The following is a 20195-nucleotide window of genomic DNA, read 5'->3' as shown; positions in this document are numbered from 1 at the left end:
TCTCTCCGTTCTCAGTTGCCGGACTTGACGTGGCGCTTGATGGTCTCCTGGCCGACCTCGTCCTTGCCCAGCGCCTCGACCGGCACGTCGGTGACGAGCGGCGAGCCGTCGGCCTTGGTGAAGATCTGCTTGAACGACGCGAGCGCCTCGCCCATGGCGTCGATCGTGGAGTCCTCGAGCTTGCCGGTCTCCGCGATCGTGGTCAGGATCTCCTTGCGCGAGGTGCGCAGGTTGTCCAGGAACTCACGCTCGAAGCGGCGGATGTCCTCGACCGGGACGTCGTCCAGGCGGCCCGTGGTGCCGGCCCAGATGGAGACGACCTGCTCCTCCATCGGGAACGGCGAGTACTGGCCCTGCTTGAGCAGCTCGACCATGCGCGCGCCGCGCTCGAGGGAGGACTTGGAGGCGGCGTCCAGGTCGGAGCCGAAGGCGGCGAACGCCTCGAGCTCGCGGTACTGGGCGAGCGACAGACGCAGCTGGCCGGAAACCGACTTCATCGCCTTCGTCTGCGCCGAGCCACCGACGCGGGAGACCGAGATACCGACGTTGACCGCCGGACGGACGCCCTGGTTGAACAGGTCCGACTCCAGGAAGCACTGGCCGTCGGTGATGGAGATGACGTTCGTCGGGATGTACGCCGAGACGTCGTTCGCCTTGGTCTCGATGATCGGCAGACCGGTCATCGAACCCGCGCCCAGCTCGTCCGAGAGCTTCGCGCAGCGCTCGAGCAGACGGGAGTGCAGGTAGAAGACGTCGCCGGGGTACGCCTCGCGGCCCGGCGGGCGGCGGAGCAGCAGCGACACGGCGCGGTAGGCCTCGGCCTGCTTGGTCAGGTCGTCGAAGACGATCAGGACGTGCTTGCCCTGGTACATCCAGTGCTGGCCGATGGCCGAGCCGGTGTACGGGGCCAGGTACTTGAAGCCGGCCGGGTCGGACGCGGGGGCCGCGACGATGGTCGTGTACTCCATCGCGCCGGCCTCTTCGAGCGAGCGGCGAACGCCCGCGATCGTCGAGCCCTTCTGGCCGATGGCGACGTAGATGCAGCGGACCTGCTTCTTCGGGTCGCCCGACTTCCAGTTCTCACGCTGGTTGATGATCGTGTCGACGCAGACCGCGGTCTTGCCGGTCTGGCGGTCGCCGATGATCAGCTGGCGCTGGCCGCGGCCGATCGGGGTCATCGAGTCGATCGCCTTGATGCCGGTCTGCATCGGCTCGTGGACCGACTTGCGCATCATGACGCCGGGGGCCTGGAGCTCGAGGGCGCGGCGGCCCTCGCTCTCGATCTCGCCCTTGCCGTCGATCGGGTTGCCCAGCGGGTCGACGACGCGGCCGAGGTAGCCCTCGCCGACCGGGACCGACAGGACCTCGCCCGTGCGGCGGACCGTCTGGCCCTCTTCGATCGCGCTGAAGTCACCGAGGATGACGACACCGATCTCGCGGACGTCGAGGTTCAGCGCGAGGCCGAGGGTGCCGTCCTCGAACTTCAGGAGTTCGTTGGCCATGACCGAGGGCAGGCCCTCGACCTTGGCGATGCCGTCCATGCACTCGCTGACCGTGCCGACTTCCTCGCGCGAGGCCGTGTCCGGCTCGTACGAGTCGACGAAGCGCTCCAGCGCGTCCCGGATCTCCTCCGGCCGGATCGTGAGCTCCGCCATCTGGTGTCCCTGCTCTCCTAGGTGGTGGGGTTACGGTCCGCCGTCGGTGACGGCGATCTCGGAACCGCGATGCTGCTGTCTTGGATGTTCAGCTCGTCGACCCTGGGGTCAACGGACCAGTCGTCGCCCGGCCTCGTCGAGGCGGGTGGCCACGGTGCCGTCGATGACGTCGTCACCGATCTGCACCCGGACGCCCCCGAGGACCTCGTCGTCGATCTCGACGTTGAGGTGGACCGGCCGCCCGTAGAGGCGACCGAGGGCTGCGGCCAGGCGGGTGTTCTGCTCCTCGGTGAGGGGCAGAGCCACCGTGACCAGTGCGACCATGCGGCGGCGGCGCTCGGCTGCGAGCCGTGCGTACGCGTCGAGCCCGGCTTCCAGGCTACGGCTCCGCGGGTGCGCGACCAGGCGGGTGACCAGGCGGCGGGTGACGGGACGGACCCGGCCCTCCAGCAGCCCGGCGACCAGCTCGGCCTTGCGACTGTCCGTGACGGACGGGTCGGTGAGCGTGGACCGCAGCTCGCGCTGTCCGGCCACGATGCGACCGAAGCGGAACAGTTCGTCCTCGACGTCGTCGAGGGAACCGTCGCGCTCCGCCGCGATCAGTTCGGCGTCGATCGACAGTTCGTCGATCGCGTCGACCAGGTCACGCGGCTGCGACCAGCGCGCGCGGACCAGGCCGCCGAGCAGATCGGCGGACTCGCCGCTGATCTGGCCGTCGAGGAGCTGGGCCAGGAACGCGGCCCGCGACTCCCCGGACCGCGCCGGGTCCGTCAGGACCCGACGCAGCACCACCGTGCGGTCGAGCAACAGCACGACGGAGTGGAGGTCGCCCGCGAGCGACTCCATGTCGGTGCCCGTCGACTGGGCGAGCGCGTCGAGGCGTTCCCGAGCCGCGCCGATCGAACTCCGGCTGGCGCCCTGCATCAGCGCACCTGCTCAGGGGTCTGCGCGGCCGCCTTCGCCTCGAGCTCCTCCAGGAAGCGGTCGACGATGCGGCGCTGACGCGCCTCGTCCTCGAGCGACTCCCCGACGATGCGGCTCGCGAGGTCGACGGCGAGCTTGCCGACGTCCCGACGGAGCACGGAAGACGCCTGCTTGCGGTCGTCCTCGATCTGAGCGTGGCCGGAGGCCACGATCTCGTCCTTGATGCGGGCACCTTCGGCGCGCATCTCGGCGATCGCCGCGGCACCCTGCTCCCGGGCGTCCTCGGTCAGGCGGCCGGCTTCACGACGGGCGTCGATCAGCTGCGCGCGGTACCGCTCAAGCTCGGCCTGGGCCTCGGCCTGAGCGTCTTCGGCACGCTTGAGGCCGCCTTCGATGGCGTCCGTACGGTCCGCCAGCGTCTTCTGGATCTTCGGAAGGAGGACCTTGCCGAGGAAGAAGAAGACGATGAGGAACGCCACGCCACCGATGATGATTTCGTCAAGCGGCGGGAGCAGCGGGTTCTGCTCCGTCTCGCTGGCGAGGTAGATCACGGTGGGCTCCTTCGTGGGGAAGTGAAAGGTCACTTACCGAAGACGAACGGCATGACGACGCCGATGAGGGCGAGCGCCTCGGCGAGCGCGAAGCCGAGCAGCATGTTCTGGCGGATGAGGCCGGTCGCCTCGGGCTGGCGGGCCATCGCCTGAACACCGTTACCGAAGATCAGACCGATGCCGACGCCGGGGCCGATCGCCGCGAGGCCGTAACCGATGGAACCGAGGCTGCCGGAAACTTCAGCGAGAAGCATTGGGGCTTTTCCTTTATTCGAGGCCGGTGGACGGTCCACCGGACGACGGTTGAGGAGGGGTTGGTCTGGTGTCTCTCAGTGCTCGGCTTCGAGCGAGCTGGAGATGTACGAGGCGGTCAGCAGCGTGATGATGTACGCCTGCAGCGCCTGGATCATCAGCTCGAAGGCGACCATGATCACGACCATCAGGAAGGACGTCGCCGAGTAGAGCGCGCCGATGGACGGACCGAGCATGTACCAGGCCGCGACGCTGAAGGTCACGATCAGCATGTGGCCGGCGAACATGTTGGCGAAGAGCCGGACGGCCAGCGTGAAGGGCCGCACGATGATGTTCGAGATGAACTCGATCGGCGCGAGGAGGACGTAGATCCACTTCGGCAGGCCGGGCGGGAACATCATGTTCTTGAAGTAGCCGACGAAGCCCTGGTTCTTGATGCCCAGGTACAGGTACGTGAGCCACACCATGCCGACGATGGAGGCCGGGTAGGCGATCCGCGAGGTCACCGGGAACTGGGCCAACGGGATGATCGACATCACGTTCATGACCCAGACGAAGAAGAAGATCGAGACCAGGAAGGGGACGTACTTGTCGCCCTTCTTGCCGATCGTCTCGCGGGAGATCTGGTCGCGCACGAACAGGTAGCCGAGCTCGCCGATGTTCTGCACGCCGCGCGGCACCATCTTCGGCTTGCCGAACGCGCTCCAGAAGAACGTGATCACGATGAGCATCGCGATCAGGCACAGCAGCATCGGCTTGGTGAAGTCGAAGCTGCCGATCGAGAAGATCGGCTTGAACTCGAACGTGTTCAGCCCCGGGGACGGGAAGCCGCAGCCGTCGTCAAACAGGTGACAGCTGCTGGCGAGCTGGACGTCAGCAGCCACCATCGACTCCTTCGTCGTGAAGCATCTTTGCGGCAACCTCAGTGTGTCGGCGCGGTCGTCGACCGCGGAGCGGCACGCAGCAGGGTCCGGTCAGGACCTGCCGTGGCGGACATAGACAAGAACCAGGGACAGAGCGACTCCGACGATCAGTCCGATCGGCAGGAACAGCGTGGAGTGTCCCGTCCACCGGTCGACCAGCCAGCCCAGGCCCCCGTAGACGGCCATGCCGCCCAGGATGTAGCTGATGCTCGACCATGTGGCGTCGGCCAGGCTCGAGTCCTTGGGGATTTCCTTGCGGGAACCGTCGGGACTGTTGCGGCGTCCACTCTCGCTCATGACGCACCGGACGATAGCAGGAGCGTGGGGCGGTGTTCGCACCCGGCCCGTCGAACACTGTGAAGACGGTGAACGTGCACGGACCAGGCCTCATGCTTCATCGCTTCCCGTCCGGTTCGACGTAGGCGATCTTCAGCTTGCTGAACACGCGGACCTGCGCGGCGATCCACACGACGGTGGCGCAGAGGATCACGATCGCGAACACCTTGGTGTCGAACCAGGTCGCGTCGGCGAAGGCGAACAGGAGGATGGCAATGCCGCCGACCTGTGCGAGGTACGTGAGCATCGCCATGTTCATGATCAGCATCGGATTGCCGTTCGTGATCTTTCCGATCGCGATCTGTCCGAGCGAGAAGAAGACGAGGACGACGACGGACGCGAAGGCCGCGCCGATCAGTCCCTTGCCTCCGGCGACGACCGCGCCCACGACCATCGCGACGATCGCGACGGCGGCCGTGGGGATGGCCGATCCGCGCAGAAGCCGTGCGTCATTGGCCTGCATGTCGGTGTCTCCGGCAAGAGTCGGGGGGTGCGGGGGCAACCAGGATGGCGCTGGGGTCGAGGGTCCCCCGGACTGCGAAGATCGGGAACCGGTAGTCGGTTTCCCTAGGGTCCATCGGCCCTTACTCCTGGTTCGTGAACGGTATCACAAACTATTTGAGCAGAGCTTTACCCGTAGCTGTGCCCAAGCTCACAGCCTACGACCCTGGGATCGCGACCCGCTTCCCGCTACCGGACGCGTGCCCGATTCCCCTGCGGGCCAAGGCTGTTCGACCGATTCGCGCGCTATGTCCGCAGGCACGTCGCCCGCCCGGCGGCGGCCCCGGCCGCGATAGCGCGGGGGGACGAACACGTACAGCCATCGGGGAACGCGCGGTCGGAACCACGGCAGCAGCAGGACGATCAGGCCGAGCGCCATGAACCCGAGCCCCGCGTAGACGATCGGACGGCGGGCCGGCCGCACCGAGATGAGCACGGTGAACGACGCGATGAGGCCGGACCAGAAGTACATGATCAACACGGCCCGGCTGTGCGAGTGCCCGATCTCCAGGAGCCGGTGGTGCAGATGCCCCTTGTCCGCGGCGAACGGCGAACGCCCCGCCCAGCCGCGCCGTGTGACGGCCATCACCAGGTCGATCAGCGGAACAATCAGCACCGCGAACGGCAGGATCAGCGGGATGTAGACCGGAACGAGCTTGTGCGTGGCGAACGTCTGCGAACCGCTCTGCGCCGCGACCACCCCGGGGTCGATGCGGCCGGTCAGCGTGATCGCGGCCGCGGCGAGCATCAGGCCGATCAGCATCGAGCCCGAGTCGCCCATGAAGATCCGCGCCGGATGCAGGTTGTGCGGCAGGAAGCCGACGCACATGCCGACCAGCAGCGCGGTGAACATGGTGGGGGCGGCGGCCCCTTCGATGCCGTAGCCGAACCACAGCCGGTACGCGTACGCGAAGAACGCGAGGCCGGCGATGCACACCATGCCGGCCGCGAGGCCGTCCAGGCCGTCGACGAAGTTGACCGCGTTGATCGTGATCACCACGATCGCGATGGTGAGGATGGTGCCCTGAGTCGGCGTCAGGCTCACCGGCCCCTCACCCGGGATCGGCAGCCACAGGATCACGATGCCCTGCCACACCATCACGCCCGCGGCGAGCGCCTGTCCGAGCAGCTTGATGATGGCGTCGACGCCCCACTTGTCGTCGATCACACCGAGCAGGCAGATGAGCGCACAACCCGACAGCAGCGCCTGCACGTCCGTCGAGTCGGTGAACACCACTTCCATGCCCGGCAGATGACGGGCGATCAGCAGCCCGGCGCACAGACCGCCGAACATCGCCATGCCGCCCAGGCGCGGGGTCGGCTCCTTGTGCACGTCGCGCGCGCGGATCTCGGGCATCGCGCCGGCGGCGATCGCGAACCTGCGGACGGCGCCGGTGAGCAGGTACGTCACGGCCGCGGAGACGAACAGCGTCAGCAGGTACTCGCGCAAGACTCAGCCACCGTCCCCGGACTCTGCAGATCGCCGCACCACACGCAGCACATTAAGGGTCATCGTCTTCCCGGCGGGAAACGATCGCACAGAGGACACCCCGCGGGCCACCGGCCTCGCCCGTCACACGGGGCACTTCCGCCTCTGTGCGCTCTCCACGCCACGATAGAACCACCGGTCCGGCGTGCGCCCGTCAGGGGACACGCTGCTCCATCAGGGTCATCCACGGTTGAAGACGTCCTGGCGGCCGGGTCCGGTTGGCACGGCCACCCACCGATTATGCGCGTCGTCCGCGGAGCGCCGTCCGGCCGCGCGTTCCGACCCGGCCGGCGGCCGGGCCGGAAGGGGCAGGCGGGTCAGTAGGGGTACGCGGGGTGCGTCGCCACGAGGTCGGCCACCGCCGCGGCGATCTCCCGTGCCGCGCTGCCGTCGGTGTCCCGCACCGCACGCCCGACCAGCGTCGCGATCTCCTTCATGTCGCCTTCGGTCATGCCCTGCGTGGTCACCGCGGGGGTGCCCACCCGGATGCCCGAGGCGATCATGGGCTTCGCCGGGTCGAACGGAATCGCGTTCTTGTTGAGCGTGATGCCCGCACGCTCGCAGCGCAGTTCCGCGTCCCGCCCGGACACCCCCATGCCGCGCAGGTCGAGCAGCGCGAGATGGGTGTCGGTCCCGCCGGACACCGCGCGCATGCCCTCCGCCTCCAGGCCGGTCGCCAGCGCCTGCGCGTTCGCGACCACCTGCCGCGCGTACGCCGCGAAGGACGGCAGCGCCGCCTCGTGCAGCGCGACCGCCTTCGCCGCGACCGCGTGCATGAGCGGGCCGCCCTGGCAGAACGGGAACACCGCCTTGTCCACCCGCTCGGCGAGCTCCTCGCGGCACAGGATCATGCCTCCGCGGGGGCCGCGCAGCACCTTGTGCGTCGTGCAGGTGACGATGTCCGCGTACGGCACCGGCGAGGGCACCGCGCCGCCGGCCACCAGGCCGATGAAGTGCGCCGCGTCGACCACCAGGTAGGCGTCGACCTCGTCGGCGACTTCTCGAAACAGCGCGAAGTCGACAAGTCGGGGATATGCCGTGGCGCCGCAGATGATCATCTTCGGCCGGTGCCGCAGCGCCAGGTCCCTGACCTGGTCGTAGTCGATCGTCTCGTCCCGCTCGCGCACGCCGTACGCCACGGTGCTGAACCACCGGCCGGAGAAGTTCACCCTCGACCCGTGGGTGAGGTGCCCGCCGTGCGGCAGCGACATCGCCAGCACCGTGTCGCCCGGCACCAGCAGCGCCGCGTACGCCGCCAGGTTCGCCGACGCGCCCGAGTGCGGCTGGAGGTTCGCGTGCTCGGCGCCGAACAGCGCCCGGGCCCGCGCGATGCCGATCTCCTCGGCGCGGTCGACCTCGGCGCAGCCGCCGTAGTAGCGGCGCCCCGGATAGCCCTCCGCGTACTTGTTGGAGAGCGTGCTGCCGAGCACCGCCAGCACCGCGGAGGAGGTGAAGTTCTCACTGGCGATCAGCTGCAGGCACTCGCGCTGCCGGGTCAGTTCGGACATCACGACATCGGCGAGGTCCGGATCGGTGCGCTGCAGGAGGGGGAAATCGGGGCCCCAGAACGGGACGTCGGTCGAGCCCATGGCTGAACTCCTGAGGACTCCTGAGAGGTGGAGGGAGGCACCCTCCACTGTAGGTCGACGAGACCTACATCACATCCCCGTACGCGCCGTCAGCGCGGTCAACATGGGGTCGATCGCCGTGTTGATCTCCGACGCGCACGCCCGGAAGACGTTCAGCGGCGACCCGTACGGATCCGCCACCTCGTCCCACTCCGGACCCGGCGCCGCCATCCGCCCGCGCAGCGCCGCCGCGGCGCGCACCAGGAAGCGGCCGCGCTCCACCAGGTCGCCGTCGGGCACCGCGGAATGCTCCAGCACACCGACCAGACGGGTGAACTCCTTGAGCGTGAAGGTGCGTAGCCCGGACGCGTGGCCCATCGACACCACGTGCGCCCGGTGGTCGAGCGTCGCGGTCAGCACCAGGTCGGCCTCCGCGACGTGCTCGTCCTGCAGCTCACGCCCCTTGAAGTCACCCGGGTCGGCGCCCAGCTCGCGCACCACCTCGGCCGCGAACGGCTCCATCGCGGCACCCTCGTGGCCCCACGTGCCGGCGCTCGCGACCTCGATGCGGTCGAACTCGTACGACGGCAGCCGGCGCGAGAGGCCGAGCCGGGCCAGGCTCTCCGCGATCGGCGACCGGCAGATGCTGCCGGTGCACACGAAGAGGATGCGGAAGGGACCGGCCCCGGCGAACGCGGGGCCGGCGAATGGAGGCGGCGTCAATTGACGCCCTCCAAGTCGGGCACGACCTCACGCAGCTTCTCCAGCGAGAGCGTGCCCTCGCGCAGCAGCCGCGGACGTCCGGCGGTCAGGTCGACGATCGACGACGCCAGCGTCGTGGGGCAGGTGCCGCCGTCCAGGTAGACCGACACCGACTCGCCCAGCTGGTCGACCGCCTCGTCGACCGTGGTGGCCGCCGGGTTGCCGCTCCGGTTCGCGCTGCTGACCGCCATCGGACCGGTCTCGTTGAGGAGTTCGATCGCGACCGGGTGCAGCGGCATGCGCACCGCGACGGTGCCGCGGGTCTCCCCCAGGTCCCACTGCAGGGACGGCTGGTGGAACGCCACGATGGTCAGCCCGCCCGGCCAGAACGCGTCGACCAGCTCCCAGCCGATCTCCGGGAAGCCGGTGACCAGGCCGTGCAGCGTCGTCGGCGAGCCGACCAGGACGGGCGAGGGCATGTTGCGGCCGCGGCCCTTGGCGTCGAGCAGGGCCTTCACGGCGTGCGGCGAGAAGGCGTCGCCGCCGAGGCCGTACACGGTGTCCGTGGGCAGCACGACGATCTCGCCGCGGCGGACGGCGCTGGCCGCCTCACGCAGGCCGTGCGCGCGGTCCAGGGCGTCGGAGCAGTCGTAACGTCGGCTCATCGGGACCGTCCCTCCGGGGAAAACGCATGCGGGTGACAGGGCATGTGACTACGCGCCTTCTTTGCGCGCGGTCGTGAACCGCGGTCTGTTGTTCAAGTCGCGGTGGTCGGCCGCGTCGACCCAGCCCGACTCCTCGTTGAAGATCCAGGGCACGGTGCCGCCCTGCGTGTCCGCGTGCTCGACGACCACGAGGCCGCCCGGGCGCAGCAGCCGGTACGCGGTGCGGGACAGCCCGCGGATCACGTCCAGGCCGTCGGGACCGGAGAACAGCGCCATCTCGGGGTCGTGGTCGCGGGCCTCGGGCGCGACGTTCTCCCACTCCTCAAGCGGGATGTACGGCGGGTTGCTGATGACCAGGTCCACCGTGCCGTTGAGGTGCGGCAGCGCGGCCAGCGCGTCGCCCTGGTGCAGTTGGACGCGGGAGCCCGAGGCGTTGCGCTCCGCGAACCGGAACGCGCGCTCGTCCAGCTCGACCGCGTGCACCACCGAGCGGGGCACCTCCTGCGCGACGGCCAGCGCGATCGCGCCGGACCCGGTGCACAGGTCGACCACCAGCGGCTCGGCGACGTCCATCGCGCGCAGCGCCTCTATCGCCCACCCGACCACCACCTCGGTCTCCGGGCGCGGCACGAACACCCCGGGGCCGACCTCCAGTTCGAGGTAGCGGAAGAACGCCCGGCCGGTGATGTGCTGCAGCGGCTCGCGGGCCTCGCGGCGCGCCACCGCCTCCCAGAACCGCGCGTCGAAGTCCCCGTCGGCGACCGTGTGCAGCTCGCCCCGCTTGACGCCGTGCACGTACGCGGCGAGCTCCTCGGCGTCGAAGCGCGGCGAGGGCACGCCCGCGTCGGCCAGTCGCAGGGTGGCCTGGGCCACCTCGGCGAGCAGCAGGTTCATCTTTCTCCGTCCGCAGTCCCGCGGCCGAGGCCGCGGTGATGCCGTGAGGGCAGGGGTGCCGGTCCGCCGCCGCCCGGCGCCGGGCGGCACCCGGCGTGCCGGGTCAGCCCGCGTGGGCCAGTCTGGCGGCCGTGTCGGCGTCGACGCACGCCTGGACCACCGCGTCCAGGTCGCCGTCCAGCACCTGGTCCAGGTTGTACGCCTTGTAGCCCACCCGGTGGTCGGAAATCCGGTTCTCCGGGAAGTTGTACGTGCGGATGCGCTCCGACCGGTCCACCGTGCGCACCTGGCTGCGGCGCTGGTCCGCGGCCTCCTTGTCGGCCTCCTCCTGGGCGGCGGCGAGCAGCCGCGACCGCAGGATACGCATCGCCTGCTCCTTGTTCTGCAGCTGGCTCTTCTCGTTCTGGCACGAGGCGACCACGCCGGTGGGCAGGTGGGTGATGCGGACTGCCGAGTCGGTGGTGTTGACCGACTGGCCGCCGGGGCCCGAGGACCGGTACACGTCGATGCGCAGGTCGTTCGGGTTGATCTCGACGTCGACGTCCTCGGCCTCGGGGAGCACCAGCACGCCGGCCGCGGAGGTGTGGATGCGGCCCTGCGACTCGGTCGCCGGGACGCGCTGCACGCGGTGCACGCCGCCCTCGAACTTCAGGCGGGCGAAGACGCCCTCGCCGGGCGCCGGGGTGCCCTTGGCCTTCACCGCGACGGAGACGTCCTTGTAGCCGCCGAGGTCGGACTCGTTGGCGTCGATGACCTCGGTCTTCCAGCCGACCCGCTCGGCGAAGCGCAGGTACATGCGCAGCAGGTCGCCCGCGAACAGCGCGGACTCCTCGCCGCCCTCGCCGGCCTTGATCTCGAGGATCACGTCCTTGTCGTCCGCCGGGTCGCGCGGCACCAGCAGGTGGCGCAGCTTCTCGGCGAGCTCGTCGCGGCGGCTCTCCTGCTCGACCGCCTCGGCGGCGAAGTCCGGGTCCTCGGCGGCGAGTTCGCGGGCGGTCTCGATGTCGTCGCCGGCCTGCGACCAGGCGCGGTACGTCTCGACGATCGGGCTCAGCTCGGCGTAGCGGCGCCCGAGGGTGCGGGCCCGCGCCTGGTCGGCGTGGACCTGCGGGTCGGCGAGCTGGCGCTCGAGCTCGGCGTGCTCGGCGAGCAGGTCGTCCATCGCCTCGAACACGGAGTGCTCCTGTCAGAAAGGGCCGCTACCGGAAGACGACACGGGCGCGGGCTGCGGCTGGGGGCGGAGGAAGGCCACAAGTGCGGACAAACGAACGACGCCGGAGGGGCGGGCAGGGCTCGTACGAGCCCCCCGGTTCCCCTCCGGCGTCGAAGGTCGCTACTTGTTGCCCGCGACCGGGCCCTTGCCGAAGCGCTTCTCGAAGCGGGCCACGCGGCCGCCGGTGTCGAGGATCTTCTGCTTGCCCGTGTAGAACGGGTGGCACTGCGAGCACACGTCGGCGCTGATCTTGCCGCTGGTGGCGGTGCTGTGGGTGGTGAACGTGGCACCGCAGGTGCAAGAGACGACGGTCTCCACGTACTCCGGGTGGATCTCGGGCTTCACAGGAGTCTCCTTGACGAATCGGGAGGGCACCGGGTCGCCACCGTTTGGAATGAGGGGCTGACGTGAACCGGGGCCGACGTACCAGTCTGCCAGGACCGCGCTGTACGACCAAACCGGGGCCCCGGGCACGCGTTCCGCGCGCCACGGGGCCCCGGTTCGGAACGTCCGACGTCAGTCGTTCGGCATCGGCGTGGTCTTCTGGATCTGCATGAGGAACTCGGCGTTCGACTTGGTCTTCTTCATCTTGTCCTGAAGAAGTTCGATCGCCTGCTGCTGCTCCAGCGCGTGCAGCACGCGGCGCAGCTTCCACACGATCGCGAGCTCCTCCGGCGCCATGAGGATCTCCTCCTTGCGGGTGCCGGACGCGTCGACGTCCACCGCGGGGAAGATCCGCTTGTCGGCGAGCTTGCGGTCGAGCTTGAGCTCCATGTTGCCGGTGCCCTTGAACTCCTCGAAGATCACCTCGTCCATGCGCGAGCCGGTCTCGACCAGCGCGGTCGCGAGGATGGTCAGCGAGCCGCCGTTCTCGATGTTGCGCGCGGCGCCGAAGAAGCGCTTCGGCGGGTACAGCGCGGTCGAGTCGACACCACCGGACAGGATGCGGCCGGAGGCCGGCGCCGCGAGGTTGTACGCACGGCCCAGGCGGGTGATCGAGTCGAGCAGCACGACGACGTCGTGGCCCAGCTCGACGAGCCGCTTGGCCCGCTCGATCGCCAGCTCGGCGACGATCGTGTGGTCCTCGGCGGGACGGTCGAAGGTCGAGGAGATGACCTCGCCCTTCACCGACCGCTGCATGTCGGTGACCTCTTCCGGACGCTCGTCGACGAGGACGACCATCAGGTGGCACTCGGGGTTGTTGTGCGTGATCGCGTTGGCGATCGACTGCAGCACCATCGTCTTGCCTGCCTTCGGCGGCGAGACGATGAGGCCGCGCTGGCCCTTGCCGATCGGGGCGACCAGGTCGATGATCCGGGTCGTCAGGATGTTCGGCTCGGTCTCCAGGCGCAGCCGCTCCTGCGGGTACAGCGGCGTCAGCTTGGTGAAGTCCGGGCGCTGGCGGGACTCCTCCGGCGCGGCGCCGTTGACGGTGTCCAGGCGGACGAGCGCGTTGAACTTCTCGCGGCGCTCGCCGTCGCGCGGCTGGCGCACGGCACCGACGATCGCGTCACCCTTGCGCAGGCCGTTCTTGCGGACCTGGGCGAGCGAGACGTACACGTCGTTCGGGCCCGGCAGGTAGCCGGAGGTCCGCACGAACGCGTAGTTGTCGAGGATGTCGAGGATGCCGCCGACCGGGATCAGCACGTCGTCGTCGGCGACCACGGGCTCGTTCGTCTCGAAGCCGTCGCGGCCACGGCGCCGGTTGCGGTCGCGGTAACGGCCACGGCGACGGCGGCCGCCGCCCTCGAAGTCGTCGTCGTCCGCGGGGACGTTGTCGCCGCCGCGGTCGCCGCGCTCGGCGCGCTCCTGGCCGCCGCGGTCGCCGCGCTCGGCGCGCTCCTGGCCGCCGCGGTCCTGGTTGCGGTCGCGGTTGCGGTCGGCGCGGTCGGTACGGCCGGCCCGCTCGCCGCGCTCGCCGCGCTGCTGCTGCTCCTTGCCGCCGTCCTTGCCGTCGCCGGCCTCGGCGCGCTCACGGCGCTGGCCGCGGTCGCGACGGTCCCGACGGGACTCGCGCTCGCCGCCCTCGCCGCGGCCGCCCTGCTGGGCGTCCTCGGCGGCGGGCTGCTCGGCCTGCTCCTTGTCCGCGGCGCGGCGGCCCTTGGGGGCCTCGCCCTCGGCGGCCTCGGTGCGCCGCGTGCGGGCCGGGGTGCCCTCGTTCGCGGTCTGCTCGGGGATCTCGATCGGCTGCTGCGCGACGTCGGTCACGCCGCGGCGCGCGGCACGGCGCGGCCGGGCGGCCGGCTCGGCCTCGGCGGCGGGGGCCTCCTGCACGGGGGCCTCGGCGGCCGGCTCGGCGGCCTTGGCGGTCTTCGCGGCCTTCGGCGCGGCGGGCGCGCTGTCGGCGGCGGGCGCGGCCGCGCCGCCCTGCTTGGCCTCGATGGCCTCAATGAGCTGGCTCTTGCGCATACGGCCGGTTCCGCTGATCCCGAGACCGGCGGCGACCTGCTGCAACTCCGCCAGCACCATGCCGTTCAGGCCGCTGCCGGCGGCCCGACGACGCCGCGGCGCGGCGGCGGTGGCGTCACTGGCGGCGGACCCGGCCTGGTCGGCGGCCTGGTCCATGAGATCGGTGGTGTCGCTCACGAAGGGTCCTTCCCTGGAGCGGGCGTCGGCCTTGATACGGCTCGGCGACCGGTTGTGCTGTCCGGCCCGGTTTCCGGGCCCTGGTGGCCCGGCTGCGGATCCGGTGCGGTGGTCCGCCTGAAGGCGGGAATCGTCAAAATCGAGTCCAGCGGGATCGGGCTCACGATCATCTGTGGGAGGTTCGTCCTCAGGGTCCCGGGAAATCGCGCACTACGACATCGCGAAGGACGCCGATCGGCTTCGGGGGGCCACGTTTCGTCGCGAGGGACAGGCAGGAGGGGAAGCTCCCGTAGAACCGTGGCCACGGAAAACGAAACCGGGCACCGAACTGGCCCAGCCCGACGAGGGCCCGACTCCTGGTGCGGTGGTGACATTAACACTACCGGACCCACACGACATTCCCCCACCCCGTGACGCCCTCCGAGTCGACGTGTCGGCCCTCTGTGCCGACTCTCTCTCTGTCGGCCTTGGTGTCGACCGCCCGGCCGATGTCGGCTGTTCTCGGCCGAAACGTCCGTCGTGTGGTTCGCAGCGTGGCCAGCCCTCCTGCCAACGAGCAACCATCTCGTGGGTTACCCGAGGGGCAGCACGCCCGCACCCGTGGTGTCGACATCGAGCCTGGTCGCGGCCCATTCGGTGCCGGCGGCACCGATGACCTCGTCCACCCGTTCGGCGGTGACCAGCGCGAGAACCGTGGGGCCCGCCCCGGAGATGACCGCGGCGTGTCCCTGACCTCGAAGTTTACCGACCAGAGCGGCGCTCTGCGGCATCGCGGGCGCGCGGTAGTCCTGGTGCAGGCGGTCCTCGGTGGCCGGCAGCAGCAGGTCGGGGCGGCTGGTCAGGGCGGTGACCAGCAGGGCCGCGCGGCCGGCGTTGACGGAGGCCTCGGAGTGCGGCACCTGCGCGGGCAGCAGGCCGCGCGCCACCTCGGTGGACAGCGGCGTCGACGGCACGAACACCACCGGCGCGACGTCGGGGTGCGGTGCCGTGGTGACGGCGTGCGGGCCGAGCTCGTCGGTCCACGCCGTGGTGAAGCCGCCGAGCAGGCACGCGGCGACGTTGTCGGGGTGGCCTTCGAGCGCGGTCGCGACGGCGAGGGCGCCCTCGTCGTCGAGCCGCTCGGCGCCGCCTATCGTCAGCGCGCGGGCGGCGACGACGCCGGCGCAGATCGCGGCCGCCGACGAGCCCAGGCCGCGGCCGTGCGGAATGCGGTTGGCGCACACCACCTCAAGGCCCGCCGGGCGGCCGCCGAGGGCCTCGAACGTCGCGTGCAGCGCGCGCACGACGAGGTGGTTCTCATCGCGCTTGAGGGTGTCCGCGCCCTCGCCGGCGATGTCGATGGAGAGCCCCTGGTCGGCGATCCGTACGACGACGTCGTCGTACAGCCCGAGGGCGAGCCCGAAGGCGTCGAACCCGGGGCCGAGATTGGCACTGGTCGCGGGCACTCTGACCCGGACGGGGGCGGCACGGAACGCAGGACCGGCCATCTGCTGTGGACACTCCTCCTCGTGGAGTCCCGACAGGCGCCTGGAAGGACGCGGCGAACGGTGCACCACATCCGGCACTGGGGAACGACATGAGCGACGCGGGCTGCCGGAAGACGGTCTCGGACGGCCCTGGTTGTTACGGCGTCAGGGATTCAGCGTAGCGAAAGGACGTTCCCCAGCGGGATGGCACGCCCAGGGAATCTCGATTTCCCGCCCTGTCGCCCTGTCGACACGGATCGGCGTATGCAGTGGCCGGAAACCGGCCGTGGGGAGCGGGGTCACGCGGACTCGGGGTCGGGGGTCGGCTCGGCGCGGCCTCGGATGTGCGAAGGGCCCGGCACACGGCGCCGGGCCCTTCGTGGTCGTCAGCCGTCGAGGCCGAGCTGTGCGGCCGCGGCCCCCGCGTCCACCGGCACGACGGTCGGCTTCGGCGCGCCGGCCACCGCCCAGTCCGGGTCCTTGAGGCCGTTGCCGGTCACGGTGCACACGATGCGCTGCCCCGGGTCGACGAGCCCGAGCTCGGCGGCCTTGAGCAGACCGGCCACGCTCGCCGCCGAGGACGGCTCGACGAAGACGCCCTCCTGCGAGGCCAACAGCCGGTAGGCGGACAGGATCTGACGGTCCGTCACAGAGTCGATCTGGCCGCCGGACTCGTCGCGCGCCTCGAGCGCGAAGTCCCACGACGCCGGGTTGCCGATCCGGATCGCGGTCGCGATCGTCTGCGGCGAGGTCACCGGCGCACCGTTCACGATCGGCGCCGAGCCGGCCGCCTGGTAGCCCCACATGCGCGGACGGCGCGTCGCGAGGCCGTCGACGGCGTACTCCTTGTAGCCCCGCCAGTACGCCGTGATGTTGCCCGCGTTGCCGACCGGCAGCACGTGGATGTCCGGGGCGTCCCCGAGCATGTCGACGATCTCGAACGCCGCGGTCTTCTGGCCCTCGATGCGCACCGGGTTCACCGAGTTCACCAGTGCGACCGGGTACTTTTCGGCCAGGTCGCGGGCGAGCGTCAGGCAGTCGTCGAAGTTGCCGTCGACCTGCAGGATGCGCGCGCCGTGCACCAGGGCCTGGCCCATCTTGCCCAGCGCGATCTTGCCGGACGGCACCAGAACGGCGCACACCATGCCCGCGCGCACCGCGTACGCGGCCGCCGAGGCGCTCGTGTTGCCGGTCGACGCGCAGATGACGGCCTGCGCGCCCTCCTCCTTGGCCTTCGAGATGGCCATGGTCATACCGCGGTCCTTGAAGGACCCGGTCGGGTTCGCGCCCTCGACCTTGAGGTGCACCTCGCACCCGGTGCGCTCGGACAGCACCTGGGCCGGGACGAGCGGCGTACCGCCCTCGCGCAGGGTGACCACCGGAGTCGAAGGGGACACCGGCAGGCGGTCCCGGTACTCCTCGATGACCCCGCGCCACTGCCGGGTCTGGTTGGCGCGAACGGCTTCGTTCACCGCGCTCACGATGGTCATTCCCCTTCCACCCGCATGATGCCGGCGATGTCGCGGACGATGTCGAGCCCGCGGAGCTCGGCCACGGTCGCCGACAGGGCGGCGTCGGTGGCACTGTGCGTGACGATGACGAGTGTGGCATCCCCGTCGCGGCCCTGCTGCCGCACGGTGTCGATCGACACATCGTGCTTCGCGAACACGGCCGCGACCTGGGCGAGCACACCCGGCTTGTCGGCGACGTCGAGGTTCAGGTGGTAGCGGGTCACCGCCTGGCCGACCGGACGTACTTCCAGGTTCGCGTACGCGGACTCCCCCGGACCCGTCGTGCCCGAAAGTTTGTTGCGGCAGACCGCGACCAGGTCGCCCAGCACCGCGCTCGCCGTCGGCGCGCCACCCGCGCCCGGGCCGTAGAACATCAGGCTGCCGGCCGCCTCGGACTCCACGAACACCGCGTTGTACGCCTCGCGCACCGACGCCAGCGGGTGCGACCGCGGGATCATCGCCGGGTGCACGCGGGCGCTGACCGACGTGCCGTCCGCGCCGCGCTCGCAGATCGCCAGCAGCTTGACCACGCAGTCCATGGTCTGCGCGCTCGCGACGTCCGCGGCGGTCACCTCGGTGATGCCCTCGCGGTACACGTCCGCGGCGGTCACCCGGGTGTGGAAGGCCAGACCGGCCAGGATCGCGGCCTTGGCGGCGGCGTCGAAGCCCTCGATGTCGGCGGTCGGGTCGGCCTCCGCGTAGCCCAGCTGGGTCGCCTCGTCGAGCGCCTCGGCGAAGCCGGCGCCCGTCGAGTCCATCCGGTCGAGGATGAAGTTGGTGGTGCCGTTGACGATGCCGAGCACCCGGTTCACCTTGTCGCCGGCCAGGCTCTCGCGCAGCGGGCGCAGCAGCGGGATCGCGCCCGCGACCGAGGCCTCGTAGTACAGGTCGACGCCGTGCTTGGCGGCCGCGGCGTGCAGCGTCGCGCCGTCCTCGGCGAGCAGCGCCTTGTTCGCGGAGACGACGGACGCGCCGTTCTCCATCGCGGACAGGATGAGCGTGCGGGCCGGCTCGATACCGCCGATGACCTCGACGACCACGTCGATGTCGTCGCGTGCGACGAGGGCCGCCGCGTCCGTGGTGAACAGCGCCGGGTCGATGCCGGGGCGCTCGCGGCCGGCGCGGCGCACCGCGACCCCGGCCAGCTCGACGGGGGCGCCGATGCGCTGGGCGAGGTCCGTGGCGTGCGTCGTCATGATGCGGGCCACTTCGGAACCCACCACACCACAACCGAGCAGCGCCACCTTGAGCGGCTGCGTACGCATCATCCGACCTCGCTTCATCAGGGACTTCTTCTCTGCCACTGGTCCGCCCGTGCCCGGCGGCCCCGGCCTGCGCCCGGGCCTCACCCGCACGGCGGTACCCGGCCAGTGTCGCCGGGATCACCCGGTGATCCCACGCCCGTCCAGGATCCGAGACGGGAATTCTTGCGCGGCACACCGGGTCGTCACGCGATATTTTCCGGTGCGCCGGGGGTTTTTCCGGGGTACCGGAGGTTTCCCTCCGGATTTACCGCGGCGCCGCTCAGCCCACGTCGAGGCGGAGCAGGTCCTCTTCCGTCTCGCGGCGCACCACGACGCGCGCCTTCCCGTCGCGCACCGCCACCACCGGCGGGCGCGTGACGTGGTTGTAGTTGCTCGCCATCGACCGGCAGTACGCGCCGGTCGCCGGCACCGCGACCAGGTCGCCCGGGGCCAGGTCGGCCGGGAGGTAGGCGTCCCGTACGACGATGTCGCCCGACTCACAGTGCTTGCCGACCACGCGGGACAGCACCGGCTCGGCGCCGCTCGCGCGGGAGACGAGGGACACCGTGTACTCGGCGTCGTAGAGGGCGGTGCGGATGTTGTCCGACATGCCGCCGTCGACGCTGACGTAGGTTCGCAGGCCGTCGAGCTCCTTGGTGGTGCCCACCTCGTACAGCGTGAACGCCGACGGGCCGACGATCGCCCGGCCCGGCTCGACGGACAGGCGCGGGACGGTCAGGTCCGCGGCGTGGCACTCGCGCTTGACGATCTCGGTCAGCTGGCGGGCGATGTCCGCCGGGGTCTGCGGGTCGTCCGCGCTCGTGTACGCGATGCCCAGGCCACCGCCCAGGTCGATCTCCGGCAGCTCGACGCCGTGCTCGTCGCGGATCGCCGCGAGCAGCGCCACCACCCGGCGGGCCGACACCTCGAAGCCCGCCGTGTCGAAGATCTGCGAGCCGATGTGGCTGTGCAGGCCCAGGAGTTCGAGCGAACCGAGCTTGAGGATGCGGCGCACCGCCTCGGCGGCCTTGCCGTCCGACACCGACAGGCCGAACTTCTGGTCCTCGTGCGCCGTCGCGATGAACTCGTGCGTGTGCGCCTCGACACCCACCGTGACGCGGACGAGCACCTTCTGCACCACGCCGCGCTGCTCGGCGGCGAACGCGACGCGGGCGATCTCCTCGTACGAGTCGACGATGATCCGGCCCACCCCGGCGTCGATCGCCCGCTCGATCTCGGCCACGGACTTGTTGTTGCCGTGGAACGCGATGCGGGACGGCTCCATGCCGGCGCTCAGCGCGACGGCGAGCTCGCCGCCGGAGCACACGTCGAGGTTGAGGCCCTCCTCGGCGATCCACCGGACCAGGGCGCGGCACAGGAACGCCTTGCCGGCGTAGAAGACGTCCGCTCCGGCGAACGCCTCCTTCCAGTCCCGGCAGCGCGCCCGCAGGTCGGCCTCGTCGAGGATGTAGGCGGGCGTACCGAACTCCTGTGCCAGATCGCGCACATCGAGGCCCGCGACACGGAGCACGCCGTCGTCGCCGCGCTCGGTCGTCGCCGACCACACCTTGGGGTCGAGGGCGTTCAGGTCCTCCGGCACCTGGAGGTGGTGGCCCTCGGGAAGAACGTCGGCGTGGCGGGGCCCGGCCGGGTGTGCTGACCTGCTCATTGGTGCGGTGTCTCCCCAACTCCCGTACTGGCGTTGCTCTTTGCGG

Annotated in this window: 19 protein-coding genes; all 19 read right to left on the bottom strand. The window is 70.6% G+C overall.

All coding sequences use genetic code 11. The annotated features are described in order from the left end of the window. Window positions 1–11 precede the first annotated feature (11 nt). The 19 genes from atpA to lysA all read right to left on the bottom strand — a co-directional run bounded on the left by atpA (window position 12) and on the right by lysA (window position 20149). Window positions 12–1655: a F0F1 ATP synthase subunit alpha gene (gene atpA, locus QI554_RS18670; protein ID WP_281471187.1), complete on the bottom strand. Its 1644-nt coding sequence runs from the start codon at window positions 1653–1655 to the stop codon at window positions 12–14. Between the two features lie 108 nt (window positions 1656–1763). After that, complete coding sequence (locus QI554_RS18665) at window positions 1764–2579, bottom strand: F0F1 ATP synthase subunit delta (protein WP_281471186.1); 816 nt, start codon at window positions 2577–2579, stop codon at window positions 1764–1766. Next, window positions 2579–3130: a F0F1 ATP synthase subunit B gene (locus QI554_RS18660; protein ID WP_281471185.1), complete on the bottom strand. Its 552-nt coding sequence runs from the start codon at window positions 3128–3130 to the stop codon at window positions 2579–2581. Before QI554_RS18660 ends, QI554_RS18665 begins: the two co-directional genes overlap by 1 nt. 29 nt (window positions 3131–3159) lie before the next feature. Continuing rightward, complete coding sequence (atpE, locus tag QI554_RS18655) at window positions 3160–3384, bottom strand: ATP synthase F0 subunit C (RefSeq protein WP_281471184.1); 225 nt, start codon at window positions 3382–3384, stop codon at window positions 3160–3162. A gap of 75 nt (window positions 3385–3459) precedes the next feature. Next, window positions 3460–4269 carry a F0F1 ATP synthase subunit A gene (atpB, locus tag QI554_RS18650; RefSeq protein ID WP_281471183.1) on the bottom strand — a complete coding sequence of 270 codons (810 nt, stop codon included), beginning with the start codon at window positions 4267–4269 and terminating at the stop codon, window positions 3460–3462. A gap of 87 nt (window positions 4270–4356) precedes the next feature. Further along, window positions 4357–4602, bottom strand: coding sequence for an AtpZ/AtpI family protein (locus QI554_RS18645; protein ID WP_281471181.1), 246 nt, complete (start codon window positions 4600–4602; stop codon window positions 4357–4359). Between the two features lie 97 nt (window positions 4603–4699). Beyond that, entirely contained in the window at window positions 4700–5104 is a 405-nt protein-coding gene (locus QI554_RS18640; protein ID WP_281471180.1) for a Cg1360 family ATP-synthase-associated protein, read from the bottom strand. Window positions 5105–5293: 189 nt separating this feature from the next. Beyond that, a complete protein-coding gene (locus tag QI554_RS18635) occupies window positions 5294–6592 on the bottom strand; it encodes an MraY family glycosyltransferase (RefSeq protein WP_281471179.1) in 1299 nt (432 codons plus the stop codon). A gap of 356 nt (window positions 6593–6948) precedes the next feature. After that, complete coding sequence (locus tag QI554_RS18630; protein WP_281471178.1) at window positions 6949–8220, bottom strand: serine hydroxymethyltransferase; 1272 nt, start codon at window positions 8218–8220, stop codon at window positions 6949–6951. A gap of 69 nt (window positions 8221–8289) precedes the next feature. After that, window positions 8290–8922 carry an arsenate reductase/protein-tyrosine-phosphatase family protein gene (locus tag QI554_RS18625; RefSeq protein ID WP_281471177.1) on the bottom strand — a complete coding sequence of 211 codons (633 nt, stop codon included), beginning with the start codon at window positions 8920–8922 and terminating at the stop codon, window positions 8290–8292. Continuing rightward, the gene (locus QI554_RS18620; RefSeq protein WP_281471176.1) at window positions 8919–9566 is read right to left on the bottom strand and encodes an L-threonylcarbamoyladenylate synthase; all 648 of its coding nucleotides are present in this window, start codon (window positions 9564–9566) and stop codon (window positions 8919–8921) included. Before QI554_RS18620 ends, QI554_RS18625 begins: the two co-directional genes overlap by 4 nt. Before the next feature lie 48 nt (window positions 9567–9614). Next, window positions 9615–10460 (bottom strand): peptide chain release factor N(5)-glutamine methyltransferase, encoded by an 846-nt coding sequence (prmC, locus tag QI554_RS18615; protein ID WP_281471175.1) that lies wholly within the window; start codon window positions 10458–10460, stop codon window positions 9615–9617. A 103-nt stretch (window positions 10461–10563) separates the two neighbouring features. Beyond that, window positions 10564–11634: a peptide chain release factor 1 gene (gene prfA / locus QI554_RS18610; RefSeq protein WP_281471174.1), complete on the bottom strand. Its 1071-nt coding sequence runs from the start codon at window positions 11632–11634 to the stop codon at window positions 10564–10566. A gap of 159 nt (window positions 11635–11793) precedes the next feature. Then, complete coding sequence (rpmE, locus tag QI554_RS18605; RefSeq protein WP_281471173.1) at window positions 11794–12018, bottom strand: 50S ribosomal protein L31; 225 nt, start codon at window positions 12016–12018, stop codon at window positions 11794–11796. Between the two features lie 171 nt (window positions 12019–12189). Then, a complete protein-coding gene (rho, locus tag QI554_RS18600; RefSeq protein ID WP_281471172.1) occupies window positions 12190–14259 on the bottom strand; it encodes a transcription termination factor Rho in 2070 nt (689 codons plus the stop codon). A gap of 572 nt (window positions 14260–14831) precedes the next feature. Further along, window positions 14832–15746, bottom strand: coding sequence for a homoserine kinase (thrB, locus tag QI554_RS18595; RefSeq protein WP_281471171.1), 915 nt, complete (start codon window positions 15744–15746; stop codon window positions 14832–14834). Window positions 15747–16111: 365 nt separating this feature from the next. Then, complete coding sequence (gene thrC, locus QI554_RS18590) at window positions 16112–17215, bottom strand: threonine synthase (RefSeq protein WP_281471170.1); 1104 nt, start codon at window positions 17213–17215, stop codon at window positions 16112–16114. Then, window positions 17212–18504 carry a homoserine dehydrogenase gene (locus QI554_RS18585; protein WP_281471323.1) on the bottom strand — a complete coding sequence of 431 codons (1293 nt, stop codon included), beginning with the start codon at window positions 18502–18504 and terminating at the stop codon, window positions 17212–17214. Before QI554_RS18585 ends, thrC begins: the two co-directional genes overlap by 4 nt. 256 nt (window positions 18505–18760) lie before the next feature. Continuing rightward, the gene (lysA, locus tag QI554_RS18580; protein ID WP_281471169.1) at window positions 18761–20149 is read right to left on the bottom strand and encodes a diaminopimelate decarboxylase; all 1389 of its coding nucleotides are present in this window, start codon (window positions 20147–20149) and stop codon (window positions 18761–18763) included. Window positions 20150–20195: the final 46 nt, after the last annotated feature.

Source organism: Yinghuangia seranimata (genome assembly GCF_029953285.1).
Lineage (GTDB): Bacteria > Actinomycetota > Actinomycetes > Streptomycetales > Streptomycetaceae > Yinghuangia > Yinghuangia seranimata.
Note: the sequence above shows the minus strand (reverse complement) of the source record. Positions and strands in the feature narration are given on the sequence as shown.